This window comes from Monashia sp. NPDC004114, from assembly GCF_053603855.1.
Window position 1 is genome coordinate 37,398 of record NZ_JBSGGK010000019.1, and the last position, 25,291, is coordinate 62,688.

The window sequence follows — 25,291 nt, forward strand, 5'->3', positions numbered from 1 at the left end:
AGAGGGAGACACGATGAGCACCGCCACGAGGACCGGCGCCTCGGCGACACGGAAGAAGGCGAGCGCGGCCGCGAACGACGCGAAGGCGGCCGACGGTTCTCCGGCTGACGGCGCAGCGCGGTCTGGGACGGCACACGTCGCCGACAGCCATGACCTGATCCGCGTCCACGGCGCCCGCGAGAACAACCTCAAGGACATCAGCATCGAGATCCCCAAGCGGCGGCTGACGGTGTTCACGGGCGTCTCCGGCTCCGGCAAGAGCTCGCTCGTCTTCGACACGATCGCCGCTGAGTCCCAGCGGATGATCAACGAGACCTACAGCGCCTTCGTCCAGGGGTTCATGCCGACCCTGTCCCGGCCCGACGTCGACGTGCTCGACGGGCTGACGACGGCGATCCTCGTGGACCAGGAACGGATGGGCTCCAACCCTCGCTCCACCGTTGGAACTGTCACCGACGCGAATGCCATGCTCCGAATCCTGTTCAGCCGTCTCGGAAAGCCCCACATCGGGTCGCCGCAGGCCTACTCCTTCAACGTCGCCTCGATCTCCGGGGCCGGAGCGGTCACCATCGAGCGAGGCGGCTCGACGACGAAGGAGCGGCGCAGCTTCAGCATCACCGGCGGCATGTGTCCCCGCTGCGAGGGCATGGGCAACGTGACGGACTTCGACCTGACCGCTCTCTACGACGACTCGAGGTCGCTCAACGAGGGCGCCCTGACGATCCCGGGCTACAGCATGGACGGCTGGTACGGCCGCATCTTCCGCGGCAGCGGCTTCTTCGACCCGGACAAGCCGATCCGCAAGTACACCAAGAGGGAGCTGCACGACCTGCTCTACAAGGAGCCGACCAAGATCAAGGTCGACGGGATCAACCTCACCTACGAGGGGCTCGTCCCGAAGATCCAGAAGTCGATGCTGTCCAAGGACGTCGACTCGCTCCAGCCGCACATCCGCGCCTTCGTCGAACGGGCGGTGACCTTCACGACCTGTCCCGAGTGCGAAGGAACCCGTCTGAGCAAGGCGGCCCGGTCCTCGAAGATCGCGGGCATCAGCATCGCCGACGCGTGCGCCATGCAGATCAGCGACCTCGCCGACTGGGTGCGCGCACTGCACGAGCCGTCAGTGACCCCGCTGCTGACCGCGCTTCGTGACGCCCTCGACTCGTTCGTCGAGATGGGCCTGGGCTACCTCAGCCTCGATCGTTCGTCGGGCACGCTGTCCGGCGGAGAAGCCCAGCGCACCAAGATGATCCGGCATCTGGGTTCCTCGCTCACCGACGTCACGTATGTCTTCGACGAGCCGACGATCGGCCTGCACCCCCACGACATCCAGCGCATGAACGGCCTGCTGCTGCAGCTGCGCGACAAGGGCAACACGGTGCTCGTCGTGGAGCACAAGCCCGAGGCCATCGCCATCGCCGACCACGTCGTCGACCTCGGGCCCGGTGCGGGCACGGCCGGCGGAGAGGTGGTCTTCGAAGGGACCGTCGACGGGCTTCGCGGAAGCGACACGATCACCGGGCGGCACCTCGACGACCGCGCCAGCCTCAAGCCGTCCGTCCGGACCTCGTCCGGAGCCCTCGAGGTGCGCGGCGCGAGCACGCACAACCTGCAGGACGTCGACGTCGACCTCCCGCTCGGCGTGCTTGTCGTCATCACCGGAGTGGCGGGCTCCGGCAAGAGCTCGTTGGTGCACGGCTCGGTTGCGGGCCGCGACGGCGTGGTGGTCGTCGACCAGGGAGCGATCCGCGGCTCTCGCCGCAGCAATCCCGCCACGTACACCGGGCTGCTCGAGCCGATCCGAAAGGCCTTCGCCAAGGCCAACGGGGTCAAGCCGGCGCTGTTCAGCGCCAACTCCGAGGGCGCGTGCCCGACGTGCAACGGCGCCGGGGTGATCTACACCGACCTGGCGATGATGGCCGGGGTCGCCGTCGTCTGCGAGGAGTGCGGAGGCAAGCGGTTCCAAGCCCAGGTGCTCGAGTACACCTTCGGCGGCAAGGACATCAGCGAGGTCCTCGCCATGCCCGTCGCCGAGGCCGTCGAGTTCTTCGCCGACCGCGAGGCCAAGATCCCTGCGGCGCACCAGATCCTGCGCCGGCTGGACGACGTCGGGCTAGGTTACCTCAGCCTCGGTCAGCCCCTCACCACGCTGTCCGGCGGCGAGCGTCAGCGGCTCAAGCTGGCGACCCAGATGGCCGAGAAAGGCGACGTCTACGTGCTCGACGAGCCGACGAGCGGTCTGCATCTGGCCGACGTCGAGCAGCTGCTCGGGCTCCTCGACCGGCTGGTCGACTCCGGCAAGTCCGTCATCGTCATCGAGCACCACCAGGCCGTCATGGCACACGCCGACTGGGTCATCGACCTCGGCCCGGGCGCCGGCCACGACGGCGGCCGGGTCGTCTTCGAGGGTCCTCCCGCCGAGCTCGTGGCGACGCAGGGCACGCTCACGGGCGAGCACCTCGCGGCATACGTCGGGGGGTGACCCAAAACCGGGCGGGAGACCACGCGACCGCAGAGCGCGCTGGCCCATCCGCCGCATCCCGGAGAGCGCGACGGTGGAGCGCGACGCGGAGCGGCACGGTGTCTCAGATGGCGACACCTCCCGACCGACGGGTGGACAGCCCTCAGGCGGGCCCCCTATCGTCGTGCCAGGTCAAGAGTGTCAGCGACAAGCCCCGGCTCGCTGGCCAGCAACCCTCCTCCGCGGTGGGGTGCTCCGGGTGACGACCTGGCCGTTCCTCGCGGTGTTCGTGACATGCGAGGGCCGGCAAGCGCGGGCCTGCATCCGGTGGGTCCCTCAGACCCAGGAGCAGTCTCATGTCCGTCCTCCCCACCACCGCACTCTGTGGCGGCGCGCCGGCGCCGGTCGTGCGCACGCGGGCCCTGCATGTCGTGCCGGAGGCGAGCACGCTGCCGACCGTCGTCGGCGCCGGCCTGCGCGTCCCCACCGTGAACGGCGAGGTCCGCTACGCCAACCTCGACCACGCGGCCTCGACCCCAGCCCTGACCGAGGTCAAGGCTGCGGTCGACCGGGCGCTGGAGACGTACTCCTCCGTCCACCGCGGCGCTGGGTTCGCGTCCCGCCTGACGAGCGCGTGGTACGAGCAGGCACGCTCCGAGGTGGCCGAGTTCGTCGGGGCCCGAGCGGACGACATCGTCGTCTTCACCCGCACGACCACGGACTCCTGGTCGGTGCTCTCCAAGGCCCTGCCGGGCCGCACGACCGTGTTCGTCTTCGGGACCGAGCACCACTCGACGCTGCTTCCATGGGGTCGCTTCCGCACGGTCCGGCTTCCGATCCCGGAGTCGGTCGAGGACGCCCACGCGCTGCTCGACGAGGCGCTGTCGGAGCACCCGTCGCGCCACCGGCTCGTCGTCATCGCGGCCGCGTCCAACGTGACCGGCGAGGTCTGGCCCGTCGAGCGGTTCGCGCGGCTCGCCCACGACCACGGGGCACGCATCGCCGTCGATGCCGCGCAGCTGTCCGCGCACCGCACCATCGACCTCGCCGCCTGGGACGCCGACTACGTCGCGTTCTCCGGCCACAAGACGTACGCCCCTTACGGCGCCGGCGTCCTCGCGGGCCGGTCCGACTGGCTCGACGCCGGCACGCCGTACCTCTTCGGCGGGGGCGCCACCCGCGCCGTCACCGACGAGGGCACGACGTGGGCGGTCGGGCCGGCCCGCCACGAGGGCGGCAGCCCGAACGTCATCGGTGCCATCGCCCTCGCCGCGGCGTGCGCGACGATCCGCCGACACCGACCCGCGATCGAGGCTCACGAGGAGCAGCTGCTCGCACGGCTTCGGGACGGCCTGGAGGACGTGCCTGGCGTCGAGGTGCTCCACATCTTCGACGAGGAGCACGACCGGGTCGGCGTCGTGGCCTTCACCGTCGACGGCTTCGAGTCCTCCCTCGTGTCGCAGGTGCTCTCCGTCGAGCACGGGATCGGTGTGCGCGACGGCAAGTTCTGCGCGCACCTGCTTGTCGATGAGCTCCTCGACGACCCCTGGGGGGAGCAGCCGGCTACCGCCGTCCGCGCCAGCATCGGGCTGGGCAGCACTGCGGAGGGCGTCGAGCGCCTCGTCACGGCGGTCCGACAGCTGGTCGAGCAGGGCCCGGCCTCGTCCTGGTCGCACACCGAGGCGGGCTGGGTGCTCGACGGCGACGACCCGCGCGACATCGAGGTCGACCGGCCCTGGTGATGCGCTGCCCAGCGCATCCTCGGCACCGTGGGACGCGTGGGACGTGTGGGACGCGTGCACACTCGACCAGTTCGGTCAGCCGGCTTTCTGGAGGGCGTAGCTCGCCCATACTGCCGCGTGGTCGGCCCGGTTGTACGCGATCTCACCCGCCTCGACGAGGGTGAGCCCCCGGCTCAGCACGTGGTCGATCTGGACGTAGGGCGGCATACGGCTGTCGGAGTAGGGCCAGGTGCGCACCCAGCCCTGCCCAGCCTCACGCTGGGCGTCGATCAGCCCGGTCGCGAGGTCACGGAAGACCGGATGGCCGAAGGCCGCGTTGAAGTCACCGGCGATGATCACCGGCTCGCTGCCGTGCTGCGCGTCCTTCCAAACGTCGAGGCGCTGCAAGCCGGCGTGCCACTGGTCCGTCGCGCCGCGCACCGGAGCCATCGGGTGCGCCACCTTGAGGCGCACCCGGCCTTCGGCGACGGTCACGTCGACCTCGGGCTGCGCGTTGGGGGTCGCCTCGGCGGCAGAGTCGGTCCCGGCGCTGCGCAGGCTCAGCGGGTAGCGCGACAGGATCATCGTGCCGGTGTACGTGTCCGCCCGGGGCGTTCCGACCCGCTGCGTGAAGTACGCGGTCGCGCCGTCGTCGTCGAGACCCTGGATGGCGTCCGGCGTGGCCTCCGTGAGCACGAGCACGTCGACGCCGTGGTAGCGCACGGCGTCCATCAGCTGCAGCGGGTTCGCCTGCCCGAAGCGCAGGTTCGCTGCCATGACCGTGAGGTCGCGGTCCGCCTTGGGCGACGCATGGGACCGGTACGTCGGCACGACCATCGCCATCGCGACCGTGAGCGCCGCGACGACCGGCACCACCATCCACCACCGCCGTAGCAGCAGGGTCGCCGCTGTCAGCAGGACGAGCCCGACGACCACGAACGGGGCGCCGGACTGGATGACCACCACGAGGTATGCCGTCGAGTCCAGCCAGCGCAGCGCGCCCATCCCGACGAGGATGACGAGCGCGACGCCGATGGCCACGTCCAGCCACCAGCGTGGCAGCCGAACGCGCTCGTCGGGCTCGTCGGACTCGTCGGGCTCCGCCTCGTCGACGGGTGCCGCAGCGACGTGCGTGGCGGTCATCTCAGGCCTGAAGCACGACCGGGATGATCATGGGGCGCCGGCGGATCTTGCCGCCGACCCAGGACCCGACGGCTCGACGGATGACCTGCTGGAGCTGGTGGTCGTCGCGGACGCCGTTGGCGACCGCCTCCTCCACGGCGCGCTCCACCTTGGGGATGACCTGCTGGAAGATCTCCTCGTCCTCGACAAAACCGCGCGCCGTGATCTCCGGGCCGGATGCGATCTTCCCGGTTGCGGCATCGAGCACGACGATGCAGGTGATGAAGCCCTCGTCGCGCAGGATCCGGCGGTCCTTGAGCAGGGCCTCGTCGGTGCCTCCGATGTTGGTGCCGTCGACGTAGATGTAGCCGCAGTCGACGACGCCGACGACCGCGGCGTGCCCGTCGACGAGGTCGACGACGACGCCGTCCTCGGCGAGCACCACGTGGTCGTCCGCGACACCGGTGCTCCTGGCCAGCTGCGCGTTGGCGAACATGTGGCGCCACTCGCCGTGGACGGGCATCACGTTGCGGGGCTTGACGATGTTGTAGGCGTAGAGGAGCTCACCGGCGCTCGCGTGGCCCGAGACGTGCACCTTGGCGTTGCCCTTGTGCACGACGTTGGCTCCAAGGCGCATCAGGCCGTTGATGACGCGGTAGACGGCGTTCTCGTTGCCGGGGATCAGGCTGCTGGCGAGCAGCACGGTGTCTCCGGGGCCGACGTTGATGCGGTGGTCGCGGTTGGCCATCCGGGACAGCGCCGCCATCGGCTCGCCCTGGGAGCCGGTGCAGATGAGCACCACCTGGTCGTCGTCCAGCGCGTCGATCCGCTTGAGGTCCACGAGGATGTCCTCGGGCACCTGGAGGTATCCGAGGTCGGCTGCGATGCCCATGTTGCGGACCATCGAGCGACCGACCATGGCGACCTTGCGCCCGGCCTTCTCCGCCGCGTCGAGAACCTGCTGGACGCGGTGGACGTGGCTGCTGAAGCAGGCCACGATGATGCGCCGCTCCGCGTGCCGGAACACCTTGTCGATGGCTGGTGCGATCTCGAGCTCAGGCGTGGTGAAACCCGGCACGTCGGCGTTGGTGGAGTCCGTGAGGAACAGGTCGACGCCCTCCTCGCCGAGCCGCGCGAAGGCGCGCAGGTCGGTGAGCCGCCCGTCCAGGGGCAGCTGGTCCATCTTGAAGTCACCGGTGTGCAGCAGCGAGCCGGCGTCGGTGCGGACGAAGACCGCGAGAGCGTCGGGGATCGAGTGGTTCACCGCGACGAACTCGAGGTCGAAGACCCCGAGCCGCTCCCGCTGCCCTTCTCGCACGGCCATGCTGAAGGGCCGGATCCGGTGCTCCTTGAGCTTGGCCTCGACGAGGGCGAGGGTCAGTGTCGACCCGATGAGCGGGATGTCCTGCTTGAGGCGGAGCAGGTACGGCACGGCGCCGATGTGGTCCTCGTGGCCGTGCGTGAGCACGATCGCCTCGATGTCGTCGAGGCGGTCCTCTATGTAGGAGAAGTCCGGGAGGATCAGGTCGACGCCGGGGTGGTGGTCCTCCGGGAAGAGGACGCCGCAGTCGATGATGAGCAGGCGGCCCTTGGTCTCGAGGACGGCCATGTTGCGGCCGACCTCGCCGAGCCCCCCGAGGGCCACGACCCGCAGGCCGTTCTCCGGAAGGGCGGGGGGCGAGTTCAGCTCGGGGTGAGGATGGCTCACAGGTGTCCTGTCGTTCGGTGGTGTCGTCGGCGCGAGCCGACCGAGGTCATTCGGCGACCGTCCCGAGGGCGTCGCGCAGGAGAGCGGTCTGCTCGTCGTCGGCCGGCACGAGTGGAAGGCGCACGGTGGGCGATGCGATGACGCCCTGCAGGGCCAGGCCCGCCTTGGCCATGATGGCCCCCTGCGTGACGTTCATGATGGCGTGGACGAGCGGCGCGAGGTGCCGGTGGACTGCGCGAGCGTCGTCCCAGCGCCCGTCGAGCACGGCGTCGGCCATCCGGCGGTATGCCGCTGGGGCCACCTGGGAGGTTACGCCGACGAAGCCGACCGCTCCGTTGCCGAAGTGCGCGAGGTTCATCGCGTCGTCGCCGGAGTACCAGTCCAGCCCGGTCGCCTGCATCAGCTCGCTCGCCAGCCACAGGTCCCCACGGGCGTCCTTGACCGCACGGATGCGGTCGTGCTCGGCGATCCGCAGATACGTCTCGCGCGCGATCGCGATGCCGGCCCGGCCGGGGATGTCGTAGATCATGACCGGCAGGTCGCTCGCGTCGGCGAGGGCCAGGAAGTGCGCGACAAGTCCCGCCTGCGGAGGCTTGTTGTAGTACGGCGTCACGGCGAGGACGGCGTCGGCCCCGGCCTTCTCGGCGGCCCGGACCGACTCGACGCTCTTGGCGGTGTCGTTGCTTCCGGCGCCGGCAATGACGACGGCTCGGTCCCCGACGGCGTCGATGACCACCCGCAGCAGCTCGTCCTTCTCAGCGGCGGTGGTCGTCGGCGACTCGCCGGTCGTGCCTGAGATGACGAGCCCGTCGTGGCCGGCGTCGACCAGGTGGGTGGCCACGTGCGCCGCAGCGTCCAGGTCGACGCTGCCGTCGGGGCGCATCGGCGTGACCATCGCGGAGAGAACACGTCCGAGCGCAGGTGCGGCAGCCATGGGGCCAAGGTTAGCGCCCAGGGCCGAGGGCACCGTGTGCACCCGCCGAGTGACGAGATGTCCGGTTCGGCCGGGATGCGACGGCAGAGACGAAGCAAGGCACTACTCGCTCGGGGGTCCGAGTAGTGCCTTGCCATCGGCTACATCGGCCCGCCTCCGGCGCCGTTACACGGCCGACCTCAGCGCCGCTCGTAGGTCACCCAGGCGAAGCCGTCGCGCTCCTGCCTGGACGTCTCCGTCCAGTCGTCGGCGTCGATCGCCGGGAAGGTGACCGAACCCTCCGGCGACTGTGCGACCTCGGTGATGAGCAGCCGGGCGGCATACGGCATGGCCTCCCGGTAGATCTCACCCCCGCCGACGACGTACACCTCGTCCGCGGGGCCGGCCAGTGCGAGCGCCTCAGCGAGCGAGTGCGCGGTCTCGACGTCCGGGTGCTGCCACTCGGGCTGGCGGGTGATGACGATGCTGCGGCGGCCGGGGAGGACTCCCATCGCATCGAACGTGCGCCGGCCCATGACCATCGGATGGCCCATGGTGGTGCGCTTGAAGTATTTGAGGTCCTCGGAGATGTGCCACGGCATGGTCAGCCCGTCTCCGATGACGCCGTTGCTGGCGACCGCGGCGATCATCGTCACATTGGTCATGTCCACAGGCTGGCACAGCCCGGGCCGGGGTGGCACGGCCCTCCCGGGCGCGGCGCCGGGTCAGACCGCGATCGGCGCCTTGATGCCCGGCTCGGCGACGTAGCCGACGAGCTCGAAGTCGTCGAGGTCGAACTCGTCGATGCTGCGACGCTCCGGGTTGATGTGCATGGTCGGCAGCGAGTGCGGCGTGCGGGTGAGCTGGAGCCGCGCCTGGTCGAGGTGGTTGAGGTAGAGGTGCGCGTCACCGAGGGTGTGCACGAACTCGCCCGGCTCGAGGTCGGTCAGGTGGGCGACCATCTGGGTGAGCAGGGCGTACGACGCGATGTTGAAGGGCACGCCGAGGAAGATGTCGGCGCTGCGCTGGTAGAGCTGGCAGGACAGTCGTCGCCGCCCGTCGCTGCCGGCCGGCGAGACGTAGAACTGGAACAGGGTGTGGCACGGCGGCAGGGCCATGTCGTCGACATCCGCGACGTTCCACGCCGAGACGATGAGCCGCCGGCTGTCGGGGTTGGTGCGGATCTGCTCGATGACCTTGGCGATCTGGTCGACCCGGCGCCCATCGGGCGTCGGCCAGGAGCGCCACTGGTAGCCGTAGATCGGGCCGAGCTCACCGTCCTGGTCGGCCCACTCGTCCCAGATGGTGATGCCTCGCTCCTGCAGCCACCGCACGTTGGTGTCGCCGCGGAGGAACCACAGCAGCTCGCCGATGATCGACCGCAGGTGGAGCTTCTTCGTGGTCAGTGCCGGGAAGCCGTCTGCGAGGTCGAAGCGCATCTGGTGGCCGAAGACGCTGAGCGTGCCCGTGCCGGTCCGGTCGGACTTCTCCTGGCCGTGGGTCAGGACGGTGTCGAGGAGGTCGAGGTACTGCCGCACCCAGGCAGCGTAACCCGGCGCGAGGACAGCTCGTCGAAGCCCTGCCGTGTGCACTCCTCGGTGCCCTGACCCCAGTTCCTGCACACTCCGCATGACGTCGCGAGCACTCCTGTGGACGACACCCTCGAGGCTGGGGCTCTCCTGGTGACGATGGGCTGGTGCGGGCCGACCGAGCGATCGAACAGTCGCCGATCCTCCGCGCCCGGGTGGCCGGACAGGCTGGACTTGTCACGAAGGCCCAGGCGGTCGCGGCCGGAATCGGTCCGGAGGCCATCCGCTGGGCCGTCTCATCACGTCGGTGGGTCGTCCCGCATCCGGGCGTGTACCTGACTGCTCCCGGTCGTGACGACTGGGAGGTTCGCGCCGTCGCCGCGTTGCTCTACATCGGCGGAGATGTCGCCCTCGCAGGCACCAGCGCTGCACTCGCGTGGGGCCTCGAACGACGAGAGCCCGAGGACGTCGAGGTGATCGTCCCCGCCGGACGACGCGCCAGCATACGGCCAGGCATCGCCGTCACCCGGTCCCGTGTGTTCGGCCGACGCGTCCACCCCACAGCCTGGCCACACCGGACGACCGTCGAGCACACCGTCCTGGACCTCGGCTTGCGCCGCCCCCTGGACCGCGTGCTGTCCCTCGCAGCACGCGCCTGCCAGCTGCGCCTCACCGACGAGGACAGGCGGTCGCTGCGCTTTCTCAGCGACCGCATCAGACACACCGGGCTGTCTTGCTCGAGTGCTTCGCAGACCTCGGATCGGGCGCCGAGAGCGCGGCCGAGGTCAGGTACGTTCGCGATGTCGAACGAGCCCATGGCCTGCCGGTCGCCCGAAGGCAGGAGCCCCTGGGCGGCTCTCGACGGTGTGACAACCTCTACGAGGCCCAGCACCTCCTGCTCGAGATCGATGGACGGCTGCGCCACGAGGGGTGGTCGGGCCGGGTTCGTGACGGCCTCCGAGACCGGGCCTCTGCCCAGCGGGGGCGCCTCACGGTGCGTGGCTACTGGCCTGACGTTGCGGTCACGCCGTGCGCGTTCGCGGTCGAGGTCGCGACGCTCCTGAGCCTGCGTGGCTGGACCGGAGCACCCAAGCCGTGCCGTCGCCGAGACTGCGCTGTGCGGATTCGACCTGCTGCGTGAGTCGCGCACGTCAAACCTGATGTGTGCAGTCCGTGGCGCTATGGCCCCGATCAGTGCACACGGGCGCGCCGTGTGACGCCTCAGGCGGCGGTGGTGTTGCCGGCGAGCTGCTGGGCCACCGCTCGGGCGGCGACGCGCCCGGCCCGGTTGGCGCCGATGGTCGAGGCCGACGGACCGTAGCCCACGAAGTGGACCCTTTGGTCCCGGACCGCGCTCGTGAAGGTGTGCTGGTCGAACGGAGCGCGCAGCTGTATGCCGCCCATCCGGTTACGCAGGCGCAGCGGAGCCAGGTGCCCCAGCGTCGCCCGGAACCCGGTCGCCCAGACGATGGCGTCCGCGGCCTCGAACGAGCCATCGGCCCAGCGCACGCCGTCAGGCTCGATGCGCGAGAACATCGGGCGCCGGTCGTAGGCGCCCAGCGTCGCGGCGCGCTGCTCCTGGGGTCGCAGCATCAGTCCGGTGACGCTGACGACGCTCCGCGGCGGAAGGCCACGGGCGACGCGGTCCTCGACCAGTGCAACGGCCTCCCGTCCGGCATTCTCGTTGAACTGCCCTGTGCGCCAGACGGGTTCGCGTCGAGTGACCCAAGTTGTATGCGCGACCGGTGCCAGCTCCCCGAGGATCTGCACGGCGGACGCACCCCCGCCGACGACGATGACGCGCTGGCCCGCGAGGCCCTCCGGCCCGGCGTAGTCGACCGTGTGCAGCTGCCTCCCGCGGAACGTCTCGGCCCCCGGGTAGTACGGCACGAACGGGGTCTCCCAGGTGCCCGAGGCGTTGACGAGCGACCGGGTGATCCACGTGCCGGCGGTCGTCTCGACACGCAGCAGTCCGTCCGGGTCGTCGTCGACCGCCCTGACTGACGTCACGCGCACGGGGCGGACGACGGGCAGGTCGAAGCGCTCCTCGTAGGCGGCGAAGTAGGCGGGCACCGCGACGCTGGCCCGCGCTGCGGGGTCGACGTCGGTGAACGGCATACCCGGGAGGTCGGCGACGCCGTGCACGTCGTGCATCGTCAGGCTGTCCCAGCGGTGCTGCCAGGCACCGCCCGGCCGCTCGTTCGCGTCGAGGACGACGAACGGCCCGACTCCGAGCCGGGCGAGGTGATACGCCACCGAGAGTCCGGCCTGGCCCGCTCCGACCACCACCACTTCGACGTTGTCCACGACGGTTGAACGCGCAACGACCGTGCGATCTTCCTCGCCGATGCGCGCCAGTCAGGCGTCGTAGTCGAGGCTCACTTCGTCGGTCACCGGGTGGCTCTGGCACGCGAGGACCACTCCCGCGGCGACCTCGTCGGGCTCCAAGGCGTAGTTGCGGTCCATCCGGACCTCCCCGGCGACGAGGCGCGCCCGGCAGGTGCCGCACACGCCGTTGGTGCACGAGAACGGCGCGTCGGGCCGCATCCGCAGGGTCGCGTCGAGGATCGACTCGTCCTTCGACGGCATCGGGATCACCGTGGTGCGTCCGTCGAGGTTGACCGTCACGGTCGCCGCCGCCGGCGCGCCCGCGTCGACGACGACCTTGCGCTTGGGCTCTGTCCCGTCGTCGACATGGAAGATCTCGTGGTGGATGTGGTGCGGGTCGACGCCGTGGTCCTTGAGCAGGCTCTCGGCGCCCGTGACCATGCCGAAGGGACCGCACAGATACCACTCGTCGACCGACTCGACCGGCACGAGCCTGCCGAAGAGCTCGGTGAGCCGCTCCGCATCGAGGCGTCCGTGGAAGAGCTCGACGTCCTGGGCCTCGCGGGAAAGGACGTTGATGAGGTGGAAGCGGCCCGGGAAGCGGTTCTTGAGGTCCTCGAGCTCCTCCAGGAACATGATCGTGCTCGTGCGTCGGTTGCCGAACAGGAGCGTCGCGCGTGAGCCGGGCTCCTCCTCCAGGACGGTCGTCAGGAGCGACAGGACGGGCGTGATCCCTGAGCCGGCGGCGACAGCCACGTGATGACGTATGCCGTCCGGTTGCGTCGGGCACGTGAACGACCCGAGCGGGGTCATCACCTCGACGACGTCGCCCGCCGCGACGATGTCGTTCATCCACGTCGACATGCGGCCCTCGGGCACGCGAGCCACCGCGACCCGCCGCAGCCCGTCCATGCCAACGGCGTTGCGGGACTGGCAGATCGAGTACGACTGGCGAACGTCCTCGCCCGCGATGGTCGCTCGCACCGTCAGGTGCTGGCCCGGCAGGAAGACGTACTCGTCACGCAGGTCTTCGGGCACCTCGAAGGTCACCGCTACCGCGTCGTCGGTGAGCCGCTCGACCGAGGCGACCCTGAGCGGGTGGAAGCGAGCTCGATGGCGCGCGGGGGCGGGTGAGGTGGTCACGTCGGTCATTCAGATGGCCTTGAACTCGTCGAACGGCTCAAGACACGCGTTACAGCGCCGCAGCGCCTTGCAGGCCGTCGAGCCGAAATGGGCGATCTCGGTGGTGTCGTCCGAGCCGCAGTGCGGGCAGGTCACGACGCGGGTGGAGAGGGTGACCGGCACCGGGCCGCGCGACGTCCCGGCCTCGACGGGGCCAGGCGGCGCGATGCCGAACCGGTGCAGAGCCTGCTTGCCCTCCTCGGTCATCCAGTCGGTCGTCCACGCGGGGGCGAGCTGCGTGACGACGCGGACGGCATACCCCTGCTGTTCGCCCTCGAAGACGACACGCGACGCGATCGCCTCCATGGCGGGGCACCCGCTGTACGTCGGGGTGATCGTCGCAACGACGGTGCGCGTGTCGTCGTCGACCTCGACCGACCGCAGGATGCCCAGGTCGGCGATCGAGACGACCGGGACCTCTGGGTCCGGAATGCGCGAGATCGCTTCCGCCACAGCCGTGCTCGACCGCGCACCCGACGCTGGGCTGGTGGCCACCGGGCTCACCAGGTGGCCCCGGGATGGGAGCGCGCGATGTGCTGCATCTCGGCGAGAAGGTACCCCATCGGCCGTGAGTGGACGCCGTCTCGACCGCCGCGTGAGCGCCACTTCGACTCGGTGGGCAGCGTCAGCGTCGCCTGCTCGACGACCTGCGCGACCCGCGCGACGGCAGCATCGTGCAGAGCCGAGGGCAGGACGCCGACGCCGGCCTCGGCGGCCGCGGCGGAGGCCGGGTCATCCTCGAACAGCTCGGCGAGGTAAGGCAGCACCCATTCGAGCGCCGCCTGCATGCGACGGTGCGACTCGTCCGTGCCGTCGCCGAGGCGAACCACCCAGAGCGAGGCGTGGTCGAGGTGGTAGCGCACCTCCTTGAGGGCCTTGCCCGCCACTCCGACGACCATCTCGTCCGCAGAGCCGGCCAGCGCCGAGTGCAGCTCGACCTGCCATGCGGAGAACCACAGCAGCCGAGCCATCTCCTGCGCGAAGTCACCACGCTCCTGCTCGACGAGGTGGACGTTGCGCCACTGGCGCTCGTCGCGCTGCATCGCGTAGTCGTCCTCGTGGCGGCCGGTGCCGTCGATGCTCCCGATGTACGGGTAGAGCGCGCGCGCCTGCCCCAGCAGGTCGAGGGAGATGTTGCCGAGGGCCATGTCCTCCTCGATCTGGGGAGCGTTGGTCAGCCACTCGGCGAGCCGTTGGGCGTAGACCATGGCGTCGTCGGCGAGCCCGAGCAGGTATGCCGCCGAGCCCCTTTGTGTCGCAAGCTCGCTCATAGGTACTCGACGTCCTCGGGCACGTCGTAGAAGGTCGGGTGGCGGTAGACCTTGTCGGCGGCCGGGTCGAAGAAGGAGTCCTTCTCGGTCGGGCTGCTCGCCGTGATGTCGTCGGCCTTGACGACCCAGATCGACACGCCCTCCTGCCGGCGGGTGTAGACGTCCCGCGCGTTGCGCAGAGCCAGCGCGGCGTCCGGGGCGTGCAGCGACCCCACATGGACGTGGGACAGGCCCCGCTTGCCTCGCACGAAGACCTCCCAGAGAGGCCAGCTGCGCTCGGTGCTCGACGGCGAGGTGGCCGCTCCGTTGACGTCTCCGCTCACGCGGCACTCTCCTTGACCTTGACAGCATGCTTCGCGGCATACGCGTTGGCGGCCTCGCGGACCCAGGCGCCGTCGTCGTGAGCCTTGCGGCGATGGGCGATCCGCTCGGCGTTGCACGGCCCGTCGCCTCGCAGCACCCGCCAGAACTCGTCCCAGTCGATCTCGCCGAAGTCGTAGTGGCCGCGCTCCTCGTTCCACCAGATGTCGGGGTCGGGCAGGGTCACGCCGAGCTTCTCCGCCTGGGGCACGGTCATGTCGACGAACTTCTGGCGCAGGTCGTCGTTGCTGAACCGCTTGATGCCCCAGGCCATCGACTGCTCGGTGTGGCCGCCCTTGGCCGCCTCACCGGTGTCGGGCGGGCCGAACATCGCCAGCGCCGGCCACCACCAGCGGTTCGCGGCGTCCTGGGCCATGGCCTGCTGCTCCGGCGTGCCTCGCATGAGCGTCCAGAGGATCTCGAAGCCCTGACGCTGGTGGAACGACTCCTCCTTGCAGACCCGGATCATCGCGCGGGCGTACGGGCCGTAGGAGCACCGGCAGAGCGGGACCTGGTTCATGATCGCCGCGCCGTCGACGAGCCAGCCGATGGCGCCGCAGTCGGCCCAGGTCAGCGTCGGGTAGTTGAAGATCGAGGAGTACTTCTGCTTGCCGCTGTGCAACCGGTCGAGCAGCTCCTGCCGGTCGATGCCGAGGGTCTCGGCCGCCGAGTAGAGGTAGAGCCCGTGGCCGGCCTCGTCCTGCACCTTCGCGATGAGGATGGCCTTGCGGCGCAGCGAGGGGGCGCGGCTGATCCAGTTGCCCTCGGGCTGCATGCCGATGATCTCGGAGTGAGCGTGCTGGGCGATCTGGCGGATCAGGGTCTCGCGGTACGTGTCGGGCATGACGTCGCGCGGCTCGATCCGCTGGTCAGCTGCGAGGAGAGCCTCGAAGTCTCCCTCGGCCTCGGCGCGCCGTTCGTCCTGCGTCAGGGCCTCGTCGTAGGCGTCCGTCTCGGCAGCGTTGAGCGGCTCGTTGGGGTCGATGACGTCGTTGCCATACATGTGTCCAGTATGCGAGAAGGACGCCACCACCCACAAAGTGGCCCCTCCGTGCCCCGAGATGCGGCTGAGAGGATGCCGGGGTGACCGGACCAGACGACACGGGACAGCCGCCCACCGACCCGCACGGGCACGACCACGGGCACGACCACGGGCACGACCACGGGCACGACCACGGGCACGACCACGGCGAGCGGGGTCCGGTGGCGGACGCGAGCGTCCGGGTCGCTCGCGTCTCGGACGCTCCCGCGGTGGGCCTCGTGCAGGCGGTCGTGTGGCGCGAGGCGTATGCCGGGCTGCTCCCCGAGGAGGTCGTGGCGCAGTTCGAGCCGCGCGCCTTCGCCACCGCCTGGCGCGACTCGCTCGCGAGCCCGCCCTCCCCCGACCACGTGCTGCTCGTCGCGTGCGCGGGCGAGCAGGTCGTGGGACTAGCTGCCGTCGGCCCGTCCTCCGACCCCGACGGGCAGGCGGTGGCCGAGCTGCTCGTCCTCGCGGTCCATCCCGAGGCCCGCCGGCAGGGACACGGCTCGCGCCTGCTCAACGCGGTGGTCGACACCGCTCGGGCGCGCGGTCACGAGACGCTGACGGTGTGGGTCGTCGCAGACTCACACGACACCCGGCGGTTCCTCACCGCGGCCGGGCTCCAGGCCGACGGAGCCCATCGCGAACGGGTCGTGTCCGAAGGCGGCGCAACCGCCCTCGAGGTGCGGCTCAGCGCCGCCGTCGGGCCTCCGGAGGCACGATGACCGCCGAGACCATCGACCCACCGCTCAACCCGGAGGCGCGTCGCTCGGTCGTGCGGCAGAGCCTCTCGGTCGGCGTCGCGACCGGGGCCTACGGCATCAGCTTCGGCGCCCTGGCCGTCACCGCGGGCCTGTCCGTGTGGCAGGCGATGGCCTTGTCCCTGCTGATGTTCACGGGCGGGTCGCAGTTCGCTTTCGTCGGCATCGTCGCGAACGGCCTGCACGCCGCGCCCGCCGCCATCGCCGCCTCCTCGATGCTCGGGATCCGCAACGGCCTCTATGCCCTCGAGCTCACGCAGCTGCTGCGCGCGCGTGGGCCCGGCAAGGTCGCTGCGGCGCACCTGACCATCGACGAGTCGACCGCTGTCGCCGTGTCCCAGGACGACACGCGCGCCTCGCGGCTCGGCTTCTGGCTCACCGGCCTGACGGTCTTCCTGCTGTGGAACCTCACCACGCTCTCGGGCGCCCTGATCGGCAACGCGATCGGCGACCCGCGCACGTACGGCCTCGATGCCGCCGCGTGCGCGGCATTCACGGCACTGCCCTGGCCACGGCTGAAGGACCGCGACGCGGTCGCGATCGCGGCGGTGGGCGCCGTCGTCGCGGTGCTGCTGGCGCCGTCGGTGCCGCCCGGCATACCCGTGGTGGCTGCGGCCGGGGCCGCGCTGCTCGCCCTGCGCACGCCCCGCGAGCCGCGCCCGGCGGCCGGTGGTGCGTCATGACCTTGTGGGTCGCGATCCTCGTCGCGGCCGCGATCGCCTTCGGCATCAAGCTGGCCGGCCATCTCGTGCCGGCGCATGTTCTCGCCGAGCCACGCATCAAGCGGGTGACAGCGGCGCTGCCGATCGCCCTGCTCGCCGCCCTCGTCGCGACCCAGGCCTTCACCTCGCCCGACGGGTCGTTCGTCCTCGACGCTCGGGCTGCGGCGGTGCTCGTGGCCGTCGTCGCGCTGCTGCTGCGTGCGCCGTTCATCGTGGTCGTCGTGCTCGGCGCGCTGACCGCGGCCGCGTTGCGGGCGCTCGGCTGGGCCTGACCTCACGTCGTCACAGACCCGGGTCGATGTATTTCCGCGCCGGACGCGTCGGACGCGCCGCGCAGATACATCGAACGCAGTGTGCTCAGGCGATGCCGAGGTAGTGCTCGAGCCCGACGGTGAGGCCGGGGTGGTCGGCCACGGCTCGGACAGCCGCAACGACTCCGGGCATGAAGGACGCCCGGTCGAACGAGTCGTGCCTGATCGTCAGCTGCTCCCCCGGGTTGCCGAGCAGCACCTCCTGGTGGGCGGTGAGCCCGCGCAGCCGCACCGAGTGCACGGGTATGCCGTCCACCTTCGCTCCGCGCGCCCCCGTCGGGTCGTGAGTGGTGGCGTCCGGGAGCGGTGCCGACCCGGCGGTGGACCGGGCGGCTGCCATCATGGCGGCTGTGCGTGCTGCCGTGCCGGACGGCGCGTCGACCTTGGCGGGGTGATGGAGCTCGATGACCTCGACCGACTCGAAGAACGGGGCAGCCTTGGCCGCGAACGACATCATGAGCAGGGCACCGATCGCGAAGTTCGGGGCGATGAGGACGCCGACTCCGGTGCCCGCGCTGGCAGGCGGCGCAGCGGCGAGCTGACCGCGCAGGGCTTCGAGCCTGGTCTCGTCCCATCCGGTCGTCCCGACCACGACATGCACCCCCCGCTCGACGCAGTGGGCGACGTTCCCCGGCGAGGCGGCGGGGACGGTGAGCTCGACAGCGACGTCGGCGCCACCGAGGTCGCCGAGGTCGTCACTCGACCCGAACGCCGCGACGAGCCGGAGCCCGTCGGCCGCCTCAACGGCCTTGACCGCCTCCGACCCCATCCGGCCGTTCGCGCCGATGACGGCCACCTTCGTCGCTCGCGTCGCGGCACCGCTCGTCTCAGTCACCCGCCACAGCGTAGCCAGCGCGTCTCCTCGGCGGCTGTCGTCAACGGCATACGGGCGTGGGGCGTCAATGTGACGGGAGGAACTGCGCCCCGGGCCCGCCGGACGCACACTGGAGCCAAGGGGTGATCGACATGTCCGCACTCGTTCGCGGTGTCGCCGACCGGAGCCGAGTCCGGCTGGTCGTGCTCGCAGTGGTGTCTGCGTTCCTGCTATCGCTCGGGGTGGTGACGGCGCCCACGGCGCGCGCGGCGGTGATGTTCGGTCACGACATCTCGTGGCCCCAGTGCGACGCGCTCGCCGGGCGTTCAGGCCCGCCGATGCCACCCGCCGACACGCAGTTCGTGGTCATCGGCCTGACCAACGGCCTCCCCTTCACCGAGAACCCGTGCGTCGCCGGTCAGGTGACGTGGGTCCGTGACCGGTCCAAGCCGGCACAGGCCTACACGATGGCCGGCTTCCCGACGAGCGCCCAGCTCAACACCTACGGGAGCAAGGGGCCCTGGTCGTCGTCGACGCGCGCTGGCCGCCTGTCGAACGTCGGCTACGCCGAGGCCACGTATGCCGCCTCGACCCTGAGCCGGATCGGCTGGAAGCCTCCGGTCGTGTGGGTCGACGTGGAGCCCCGTCCCGCGCAGCCGTGGCCGTCGTCCACGTGGGCGCAGCAGGTCGAGAACCGCTATGTCATCGAGGGGCTCATGCGCGGTCTGCGCGACTCGGGATACTCCTATGGCCTCTACTCGAATGCGTCCGGATGGCAGGCGATCACGGGAAGCTGGCGGCTGCCCGGCGTGCCCGTGTGGGCAACGGCGGGGACGCTCGACTACCCGAACGAGGCGCTGGACAAGTGCACCCAGGCCAGCTTCTCCGGCGGCCGCGTCTACCTCTCGCAGTGGTGGGACAGCAGCCGGGACTACGACCGTACGTGCGGGACGTACGCCTTCACCTCGCTGGCGATGCCGCCATCGTCGCTGTCCGGGTCGACCGGCGACTTCAACGGGGACTGGAAGAACGACGTCCTCGCGCGGTGGACCTCCTCCGGCGTGCTCAAGCTGTATGCCGGGAACGGCGCAGGCAGTCTCTCGCTCGGCACCCAGATCGGCACCGGGTGGGGTGGCTTCAGCGCGATCGACACGGTCGGCGACTTCAGCGGCGACGGGGCGCTCGACCTGCTGGCCCGAGAGGCCTCGACCGGGGACCTGTGGCTGTACCGCGGCAACGGCAAGGGCGGCTGGATCCTGCCGCGGGTGCGGGCCGGCACCGGCTGGCAGGTCATGAACGCCATCGTCGGCGTGGGCGACTTCGACGGCGACGGCCGGGCTGACACCGTCGCGCGCGTCGCCTCGAACGGCGACCTCTACCTCTACGCGGGCAACGGCACCGGTGGCTTCCTTCCGCGGGTGCGGATCGCGACCGGCTGGAACCGCTACGACATCGTGCTCGGCGCCGGCGACGTCAACGGCGACGGGCGGTCGGACCTGGTCGCCCGGGAGCGGTCGACCGGACGGCTCTGGCTGCATACCGGCAACGGCGCGGGCCGGATCGCGACGTCGACTGCGATCGGATCGGGCTGGAACGGGATGACGGCGATCATGGCCCCCGGCGACTTCACCGGCGACCGCGTGCCCGACATCCTGGCGCGTGATGGGGCCGGCAACCTCTGGCTCTACCCGCGGACGGCGACCGGCGGCTGGTCCGCCCGCTCGCGCGTCAGCACCGGCTGGAACATCGTCAACGCGATCTTCTGACAATGCCTCGCGCTCCGATCTGCGTGCACTCTCCCGCGAGATCACCAGCCTTCACGTAGCGCACTCCCAGTGCGACCGGGCAGGATCCGACTGTGAGGACCTTGGTCCGGCTCGGGGTGATGGCTGCCGTGCTCGTGACCAGCACGGCCCTCGCGGCCTGCACGCCGAGCGCTCCGGTCGCCGGTCCGATGGCACGGCCGACCGCGACGCCCTCCGCCGCCACGGGCACGCCGACCACGACAGGCCCCGGGACGGCATACAGCCCCACACCGGGCACGCTGCCCTACGCGCACGACGGCGTGAACGACCTCACCGGTGCAGCCGTGCACGCCCGCCACCTCGTCTACGTGCCGAACCAGGTGTCCGGCACTGTGCAGGTCATCGACCCCCGGAGCTACCGGGTCGTGGCGACCTATCGCGTCCCGGCCTCTCCCGAGCACGTCGTGCCGTCGTGGGACTTCACCCGGCTGTGGGTCAACTCCGACAAAGGCAACGCCCTGACGCCCATCGACCCGCGCACCGGCCGGGTCGGGCGCCCGGTGGCCGTCGCCGACCCCTACAACCTCTACTACACCCCGGACGGCAGGTACGCCCTCGCGATGGCCTCACGCGACCGGGCCATCAACGCCCTCGACCCGCGCACGATGAAGCGCGTCCGCTCGCTCGAGGTGCCGATGTGCGCCGGCGTCAACCATGCGGACTTCACCGCCGACCTGACCACGTTCGTCGCCAGCTGCGAGTTCAGCGGACGCCTCCTCGTCGTCGACGCCCAGGCGACGCACGTCCAGAAGGTCATCGATCTCAACGCCGTGAAGACCCCGGGCGCGACGACACCGGGGATGGGCTCGATGAGCGGCCCTCGAGCCGGACTCGTCCGCGGCGCGTCCTCCATGCCCCAGGACGTCCGGCTCACGCCTGACGGTCGCTGGTTCATGGTGGCGGACATGCTGCGCAACGGCGTGTGGTTCATCGACGCGTCGACCTTCACCGTCGACCACTTCGTGCACACCGGCCTCGGGGCGCACGGGATCTACCCCAGCCGCGACGCCAGACGGGTCTTCGTCAGCAACCGGGACGCGGGGACGATCACCGTCTTCGACGCGACGTCCAACCGGCCCGTCGCCCTCTGGCGCCTCCCGGGCCACGCCACGCCCGACATGGGCGGCGTCACGGCCGACGGGTCGCAGCTGTGGCTGAGCGGGCGGTACAGCTCCGAGGTCTACGTCATCGACACAAGGACCGGCCGCCTTCTGCACCGGATCCGCACCGCGGCCGGGCCGCACGGCCTGCTCGTGTGGCCCCAGCCGGGGCGGTTCTCGCTCGGACACACCGGCAACACCCGCTGAGCGGCATACGGCTGGGTCCTACCGCCGGGCCGACGCGTTCGGCGCACTCTCATCGGACATCCAGGCAGCGGCGGCACGATCGGCCCCATGCCGTTCGAGCCGACGGACCTCCTCACATCGTGGACGGCCGACCCGCTGGGCCTGGCACTCGTCGGCCTGGCCGCCGGCTGGTACCTCTGGCAGGTCTGGCGCGCGCACCGGAGCGGCCTGCGCTGGCCCGCGTGGCGCGTCGCGCTGTACCTCGGCTTCGGGGTCGGCACGCTGGCGTATGCCGTGTGCGGCCCCCTGGCCGTGTACCGGGGCGACCTCTTCTGGGTCGGCGCCCTTCAGGTGGCCACGCTCGCAGCCCTGACGCCCGTCGGTCTCGCGCTCGGCGACCCGGTCACGCTGCTGCGCCGCCTGCACCCGGACCATCCGCACTGGCTCGTACGCGCCCTCGAGGGCGGCGTCGCTCGCGTGCTGATGTTCCCGGTCGTCAGCACGGTCCTTGCCGTCGGGACCCTGCTCGCCGTCTTCTACACGCCGGTCTTCGTCGACTCGACCCGGTCCCGGCTCGTCGAGGCGGGTCTCGACGTGGCCCTGCTCGTCACCGGGCTGCTCTTCGTGCTGCCGCTCATGACCGACGAGCTGCTACCTGCCTGGGCCGGCCCCGGGGTCCGAACGTTCCTGGCCTTTGCCGACGGCCTGTTCGACGCCATCCCGGGAATCCTCATCATGACCTCGGGTGTCGTGGTGGCCAAGGGGTATGCCGGATTCGCCGGCGCGTCCGACCCGCTCCAGGACACCCATCTCGGCGGGGGCGCGCTCCTTGCCGTCGCCGAGTCGGTCGGGCTTCCGGTCATCGCCGTGACGTTCGTGCAGTGGACCCGCAGCGACGACCGAGAGGCGCGTGAGGTCGACGCCCTGCTCGACATCGAGGCGGCCCGACGAACGGCCGCGCAGACCACCCCCACGACCAGGACCGCAGCGCCCGAGGCCGGCACCGGCGCCGGGGCCGGCGCCGAGGCTCGGGCCGAGGCAGGGGCCGAGGCGAGCGGCCTGTGGTGGGAGACGGACCCGCGCTTCGCAGGTCGGTACGGTCCACGTCACGAATGAGTCGACAAAAAGGTCGAGTGGTCACTTCGTTGCGAAGTGACCACTCGACCTGAGTGCGTCGGTCAGGCCTCGACCGGCGCCTCGGACTTCTCACCGGACGCGCCGTCGGTGCCGGCCGCGTCACCCTCCGGGAGGACCGCCGCGAGGCTGAGCTTGCCGCGCGGGTCGATCTCCTTGAGCTCGACCTGAACCTTCTGGCCGACCTTGACGACGTCGTCGACGCTGTCGATCCGCTTGCCGCCGACGAGCTTGCGCACCTCGGAGATGTGCAGCAGGCCGTCCTTGCCCGGCAGGAGCGAGACGAACGCACCGAACGTCGTCGTCTTGACGACAGTGCCGAGGAAGCGCTCGCCGACCTCGGGCATCTGCGGGTTCGCGATGGCGTTGATCGCGGCGCGGGCCGCCTCGGCCGACGGACCGTCGGTCGCGCCGATGAACACGGTGCCGTCGTCCTCGATCGAGATCTCGGCGCCCGTGTCGTCCTGGATCTGGTTGATCATCTTGCCCTTCGGGCCGATGACCTCACCGATCTTGTCGACGGGGACCTTGACCGTGATGATGCGCGGAGCGTACGGGCTCATCTCGTCCGGGACGTCGATGGCCTCAGCCATGACGTCGAGGATGTGCAGACGAGCGTCGCGGGCCTGGGTCAGCGCACCGGCCAGGACCGACGCCGGGATGCCGTCGAGCTTGGTGTCCAGCTGGATCGCCGTGACGAACTCGCGGGTGCCGGCGACCTTGAAGTCCATGTCGCCGAATGCGTCCTCGGCGCCCAGGATGTCGGTCAGCGCGGCGTACTGCGTCTGGCCGTCGACCTCGTCGGAGACCAGACCCATGGCGATGCCGGCGACCGGGGCGCGCAGCGGCACACCGGCGTTCAGCAGCGACAGGGTCGAGGCGCAGACCGAGCCCATCGAGGTCGAGCCGTTGGAGCCGAGAGCCTCGGACACCTGGCGGATCGCGTAGGGGAACTCCTCGCGCGTCGGCAGCACCGGCATCAGGGCACGCTCGGCGAGCGCACCGTGGCCGATCTCGCGACGCTTCGGCGACCCGACGCGACCGGTCTCACCGGTGCTGTAGGGCGGGAAGTTGTAGTTGTGCATGTAGCGCTTGCGCGTCACCGGGGACAGCGTGTCGAGCTGCTGCTCCATCTTGAGCATGTTCAGCGTCGTCACACCCATGATCTGGGTCTCGCCGCGCTCGAAGATCGCCGAGCCGTGCACGCGCGGCAGCACCTCGACCTCGGCACCCAGGGCGCGGATGTCGGCCAGGCCACGGCCGTCGATGCGGACCTTGTCGCGCAGGATGCGCTGGCGCACGAGCTTCTTCTGAACCGACCGGAACGCGGCCGACAGCTCCTTCTCGCGTCCCTCGAACTGCTCGGCGAGCTGAGCCTTCATGGACTCCTTGATCGCGTCGAGGCGGTCCTCGCGCTCCTGCTTGCCCGCGATCGTCAGGGCCGCTGCGGTCTCCTGCGAGACGGCGCCCTCGACGGCGGCATACGCGTCGTCCTCGTAGTCGAGGAAGATCGGGAACTCCTCGACGGGCTTGGCCGCCTTCGCGGCGAGCTCGGCCTGCGCCTCGCAGAGGACGCGGATGAACTTCTTGCTCGCCTCGAGGCCCTCGGCGACGACCTCCTCGGTCGGCGCCTGCTTGCCCTGGCTCTTCACGAGGTCCCACGTCGACTCGGTGGACTCCGCCTCGACCATCATGATCGCGACGTCGTCACCGACCACGCGGCCGGCCACCACCATGTCGAAGACGGACTTCTCGATGTCGGAGAAGTTCGGGAAGGCGACCCACTGGCCGTCGATGAGCGAGACGCGCACGCCGCCGATGGGGCCGGAGAACGGCAGGCCCGAGATCTGCGTCGAGGCGCTCGCGGCGTTGATGGCGAGCACGTCGTACTGGTGGTCGGGGTTCAGCGAGAACACCGAGATGATGACCTGCACCTCGTTGCGCAGGCCCTTCTTGAAGGTCGGGCGCAGCGGGCGGTCGATGAGGCGGCAGGTGAGGATGGCCTCGGTCGACGGCCGCCCCTCGCGGCGGAAGAACGAGCCGGGGATCTTGCCGATGGCGTACATCCGCTCCTCGACGTCGACCGTGAGGGGGAAGAAGTCGAACTGGTCCTTCGGCGTCTTGCCGGCCGACGTGGTCGACAGCAGCATCGTGTCGTCGTCGAGGTAGGCCGTGACGGCGCCGCCGGCCTGCCTGGCCAGGCGTCCGGTCTCGAAGCGGACCGTTCGGGTGCCGTAGCTGCCGTTGTCGATGACGGCTTCGGCGAAGGTGATGTCTGGACCCTCCATGTGGGCCCTCGCTTTCTTTTCTCTCTTGTGCCCACACACATCGTCGTTGTGTGCGTGGTTTCTCTTCTGCCCGTCGAGTGGCCGCTCCGTCACAGCATCCCGAAGGTCATGACCACTGCGCTGCGAGTGCTGTGACGGAGCGGCCACTCGACGGAAAAAAGGCGGTCGCCGCGTCTCGCGGGGACCGCCTTTCGTCACGTGTTCATCGACGCAGGCCGAGTCGCTTGATCAGCGAGCGGTAGCGCTCGATGTCCGTCGCCTCGAGGTAGCGCAGCATGCGCTTGCGGCGACCGACCAGCAGCAGCAGGCCCCGCCGGCTGTGGTGGTCGTGCTTGTGGGCCCGAGCGTGCTCGGTGAGGTCACGGATGCGCTGCGTGAGCAGGGCGATCTGGACCTCCGGGGAGCCGGTGTCGCCCTCGGTCGTGGCGTACTCGGCGATGATCTGCTTCTTCACGTCAGTTTCCAACGGCATGGATGACCGACTCCTTCTTGAATCGTTGCGCGGTGCTCCAGGGCATGTCCACCTGGGCGCTGTATGGTCCGCGGCCGATCGA

23 protein-coding genes and 1 riboswitch are annotated in these 25,291 nt (G+C 70.4%); of the genes, 9 read left to right on the plus strand and 14 right to left on the minus strand.

Features of this window, described 5'->3' with window-relative positions:
- Positions 1-13 precede the first annotated feature (13 nt).
- Entirely contained in the window at positions 14-2,482 is a 2,469-nt protein-coding gene (locus ACWEOW_RS20455) for an ATP-binding cassette domain-containing protein (protein ID WP_452271089.1), read from the plus strand.
- A 169-nt stretch (positions 2,483-2,651) separates the two neighbouring features.
- Positions 2,652-2,780: riboswitch (SAM riboswitch) on the plus strand.
- Between the two features lie 37 nt (positions 2,781-2,817).
- Complete coding sequence (locus ACWEOW_RS20460; protein WP_452271090.1) at positions 2,818-4,203, plus strand: aminotransferase class V-fold PLP-dependent enzyme; 1,386 nt, start codon at positions 2,818-2,820, stop codon at positions 4,201-4,203.
- Positions 4,204-4,278: 75 nt separating this feature from the next.
- Here the strand turns inward: ACWEOW_RS20460 and ACWEOW_RS20465 are convergent, their stop codons facing one another.
- The 5 genes from ACWEOW_RS20465 to ACWEOW_RS20485 form a co-directional block, all read right to left on the minus strand.
- A complete protein-coding gene (locus ACWEOW_RS20465) occupies positions 4,279-5,325 on the minus strand; it encodes an endonuclease/exonuclease/phosphatase family protein (RefSeq protein WP_452271091.1) in 1,047 nt (348 codons plus the stop codon).
- 1 nt (position 5,326) lies between these two features.
- Entirely contained in the window at positions 5,327-7,012 is a 1,686-nt protein-coding gene (locus ACWEOW_RS20470; protein WP_452271092.1) for a ribonuclease J, read from the minus strand.
- Between the two features lie 46 nt (positions 7,013-7,058).
- Positions 7,059-7,946, minus strand: a complete 888-nt coding sequence (gene dapA, locus ACWEOW_RS20475) for a 4-hydroxy-tetrahydrodipicolinate synthase (RefSeq protein WP_452271093.1) — start codon at positions 7,944-7,946, stop codon at positions 7,059-7,061.
- A 179-nt stretch (positions 7,947-8,125) separates the two neighbouring features.
- The gene (locus tag ACWEOW_RS20480; protein ID WP_452271094.1) at positions 8,126-8,590 is read right to left on the minus strand and encodes a dihydrofolate reductase; all 465 of its coding nucleotides are present in this window, start codon (positions 8,588-8,590) and stop codon (positions 8,126-8,128) included.
- A 60-nt stretch (positions 8,591-8,650) separates the two neighbouring features.
- Positions 8,651-9,463: a thymidylate synthase gene (locus ACWEOW_RS20485; protein ID WP_452271095.1), complete on the minus strand. Its 813-nt coding sequence runs from the start codon at positions 9,461-9,463 to the stop codon at positions 8,651-8,653.
- Positions 9,464-9,669: 206 nt separating this feature from the next.
- Between ACWEOW_RS20485 and ACWEOW_RS20490 the strand changes: the two genes are divergently transcribed.
- Positions 9,670-10,518, plus strand: a complete 849-nt coding sequence (locus tag ACWEOW_RS20490) for a type IV toxin-antitoxin system AbiEi family antitoxin domain-containing protein (RefSeq protein WP_452271145.1) — start codon at positions 9,670-9,672, stop codon at positions 10,516-10,518.
- Between the two features lie 157 nt (positions 10,519-10,675).
- Here ACWEOW_RS20490 and ACWEOW_RS20495 read toward each other — a convergent pair whose 3' ends face one another.
- From ACWEOW_RS20495 to paaA, 6 genes are read right to left on the minus strand one after another with little or no spacing between them, the layout of a single operon-like run.
- On the minus strand, positions 10,676-11,761 hold the full coding sequence (locus ACWEOW_RS20495) for an FAD-dependent oxidoreductase (protein ID WP_452271096.1): 1,086 nt from the start codon (positions 11,759-11,761) through the stop codon (positions 10,676-10,678).
- A 51-nt stretch (positions 11,762-11,812) separates the two neighbouring features.
- On the minus strand, positions 11,813-12,934 hold the full coding sequence (paaE, locus tag ACWEOW_RS20500; RefSeq protein WP_452271097.1) for a 1,2-phenylacetyl-CoA epoxidase subunit PaaE: 1,122 nt from the start codon (positions 12,932-12,934) through the stop codon (positions 11,813-11,815).
- Positions 12,935-13,459: a 1,2-phenylacetyl-CoA epoxidase subunit PaaD gene (paaD, locus tag ACWEOW_RS20505; protein ID WP_452271098.1), complete on the minus strand. Its 525-nt coding sequence runs from the start codon at positions 13,457-13,459 to the stop codon at positions 12,935-12,937.
- A gap of 5 nt (positions 13,460-13,464) precedes the next feature.
- A complete protein-coding gene (paaC, locus tag ACWEOW_RS20510) occupies positions 13,465-14,235 on the minus strand; it encodes a 1,2-phenylacetyl-CoA epoxidase subunit PaaC (protein ID WP_452271099.1) in 771 nt (256 codons plus the stop codon).
- On the minus strand, positions 14,232-14,558 hold the full coding sequence (paaB, locus tag ACWEOW_RS20515; RefSeq protein ID WP_452271100.1) for a 1,2-phenylacetyl-CoA epoxidase subunit PaaB: 327 nt from the start codon (positions 14,556-14,558) through the stop codon (positions 14,232-14,234). The genes paaC and paaB overlap by 4 nt, the downstream gene beginning before the upstream one ends.
- Positions 14,555-15,598, minus strand: a complete 1,044-nt coding sequence (paaA, locus tag ACWEOW_RS20520; RefSeq protein ID WP_452271101.1) for a 1,2-phenylacetyl-CoA epoxidase subunit PaaA — start codon at positions 15,596-15,598, stop codon at positions 14,555-14,557. The genes paaB and paaA overlap by 4 nt, the downstream gene beginning before the upstream one ends.
- An 80-nt stretch (positions 15,599-15,678) precedes the next feature.
- Here paaA and ACWEOW_RS20525 point away from each other — a divergent pair, with 80 nt between their 5' ends.
- The 3 genes from ACWEOW_RS20525 to ACWEOW_RS20535 are packed head-to-tail and all read left to right on the plus strand — an operon-like array spanning position 15,679 to position 17,371.
- Positions 15,679-16,341 (plus strand): N-acetyltransferase family protein, encoded by a 663-nt coding sequence (locus ACWEOW_RS20525; protein WP_452271102.1) that lies wholly within the window; start codon positions 15,679-15,681, stop codon positions 16,339-16,341.
- Positions 16,338-17,060 (plus strand): AzlC family ABC transporter permease, encoded by a 723-nt coding sequence (locus ACWEOW_RS20530; protein ID WP_452271103.1) that lies wholly within the window; start codon positions 16,338-16,340, stop codon positions 17,058-17,060. Before ACWEOW_RS20525 ends, ACWEOW_RS20530 begins: the two co-directional genes overlap by 4 nt.
- Positions 17,057-17,371, plus strand: a complete 315-nt coding sequence (locus ACWEOW_RS20535; protein WP_452271104.1) for an AzlD domain-containing protein — start codon at positions 17,057-17,059, stop codon at positions 17,369-17,371. Before ACWEOW_RS20530 ends, ACWEOW_RS20535 begins: the two co-directional genes overlap by 4 nt.
- Before the next feature lie 85 nt (positions 17,372-17,456).
- Here ACWEOW_RS20535 and dapB read toward each other — a convergent pair whose 3' ends face one another.
- On the minus strand, positions 17,457-18,245 hold the full coding sequence (dapB, locus tag ACWEOW_RS20540) for a 4-hydroxy-tetrahydrodipicolinate reductase (RefSeq protein WP_452271105.1): 789 nt from the start codon (positions 18,243-18,245) through the stop codon (positions 17,457-17,459).
- A 131-nt stretch (positions 18,246-18,376) separates the two neighbouring features.
- Here dapB and ACWEOW_RS20545 point away from each other — a divergent pair, with 131 nt between their 5' ends.
- From ACWEOW_RS20545 to ACWEOW_RS20555, 3 genes are all read left to right on the plus strand, one after another.
- A complete protein-coding gene (locus ACWEOW_RS20545) occupies positions 18,377-19,990 on the plus strand; it encodes an FG-GAP-like repeat-containing protein (protein ID WP_452271106.1) in 1,614 nt (537 codons plus the stop codon).
- A gap of 92 nt (positions 19,991-20,082) precedes the next feature.
- Positions 20,083-21,336 (plus strand): YVTN family beta-propeller repeat protein, encoded by a 1,254-nt coding sequence (locus ACWEOW_RS20550; RefSeq protein ID WP_452271107.1) that lies wholly within the window; start codon positions 20,083-20,085, stop codon positions 21,334-21,336.
- A gap of 87 nt (positions 21,337-21,423) precedes the next feature.
- On the plus strand, positions 21,424-22,431 hold the full coding sequence (locus ACWEOW_RS20555; RefSeq protein ID WP_452271108.1) for a cytochrome c oxidase assembly protein: 1,008 nt from the start codon (positions 21,424-21,426) through the stop codon (positions 22,429-22,431).
- Between the two features lie 62 nt (positions 22,432-22,493).
- Here ACWEOW_RS20555 and ACWEOW_RS20560 read toward each other — a convergent pair whose 3' ends face one another.
- Complete coding sequence (locus ACWEOW_RS20560; RefSeq protein ID WP_452271109.1) at positions 22,494-24,737, minus strand: polyribonucleotide nucleotidyltransferase; 2,244 nt, start codon at positions 24,735-24,737, stop codon at positions 22,494-22,496.
- A 202-nt stretch (positions 24,738-24,939) separates the two neighbouring features.
- On the minus strand, positions 24,940-25,209 hold the full coding sequence (gene rpsO, locus ACWEOW_RS20565) for a 30S ribosomal protein S15 (RefSeq protein WP_452271110.1): 270 nt from the start codon (positions 25,207-25,209) through the stop codon (positions 24,940-24,942).
- Positions 25,210-25,291 lie beyond the last annotated feature (82 nt).

What these genes read in the sequence shown, in the direction of transcription:
- ACWEOW_RS20455 (WP_452271089.1), top strand. Translation starts at nt 14, where the DNA reads ATGAGCACCGCCACGAGGACCGGCGCCTCGGCGACACGGAAGAAGGCG.
- ACWEOW_RS20460 (WP_452271090.1), top strand. Translation starts at nt 2,818, where the DNA reads ATGTCCGTCCTCCCCACCACCGCACTCTGTGGCGGCGCGCCGGCGCCG.
- ACWEOW_RS20465 (WP_452271091.1), bottom strand. Translation starts at nt 5,325, where the DNA reads ATGACCGCCACGCACGTCGCTGCGGCACCCGTCGACGAGGCGGAGCCC.
- dapA (WP_452271093.1), bottom strand. Translation starts at nt 7,946, where the DNA reads ATGGCTGCCGCACCTGCGCTCGGACGTGTTCTCTCCGCGATGGTCACG.
- ACWEOW_RS20480 (WP_452271094.1), bottom strand. Translation starts at nt 8,590, where the DNA reads ATGACCAATGTGACGATGATCGCCGCGGTCGCCAGCAACGGCGTCATC.
- paaE (WP_452271097.1), bottom strand. Translation starts at nt 12,934, where the DNA reads ATGACCGACGTGACCACCTCACCCGCCCCCGCGCGCCATCGAGCTCGC.
- paaC (WP_452271099.1), bottom strand. Translation starts at nt 14,235, where the DNA reads ATGAGCGAGCTTGCGACACAAAGGGGCTCGGCGGCATACCTGCTCGGG.
- paaA (WP_452271101.1), bottom strand. Translation starts at nt 15,598, where the DNA reads ATGTATGGCAACGACGTCATCGACCCCAACGAGCCGCTCAACGCTGCC.
- ACWEOW_RS20530 (WP_452271103.1), top strand. Translation starts at nt 16,338, where the DNA reads ATGACCGCCGAGACCATCGACCCACCGCTCAACCCGGAGGCGCGTCGC.
- ACWEOW_RS20535 (WP_452271104.1), top strand. Translation starts at nt 17,057, where the DNA reads ATGACCTTGTGGGTCGCGATCCTCGTCGCGGCCGCGATCGCCTTCGGC.
- ACWEOW_RS20545 (WP_452271106.1), top strand. Translation starts at nt 18,377, where the DNA reads ATGTCCGCACTCGTTCGCGGTGTCGCCGACCGGAGCCGAGTCCGGCTG.
- ACWEOW_RS20555 (WP_452271108.1), top strand. Translation starts at nt 21,424, where the DNA reads ATGCCGTTCGAGCCGACGGACCTCCTCACATCGTGGACGGCCGACCCG.
- ACWEOW_RS20560 (WP_452271109.1), bottom strand. Translation starts at nt 24,737, where the DNA reads ATGGAGGGTCCAGACATCACCTTCGCCGAAGCCGTCATCGACAACGGC.
- rpsO (WP_452271110.1), bottom strand. Translation starts at nt 25,209, where the DNA reads ATGCCGTTGGAAACTGACGTGAAGAAGCAGATCATCGCCGAGTACGCC.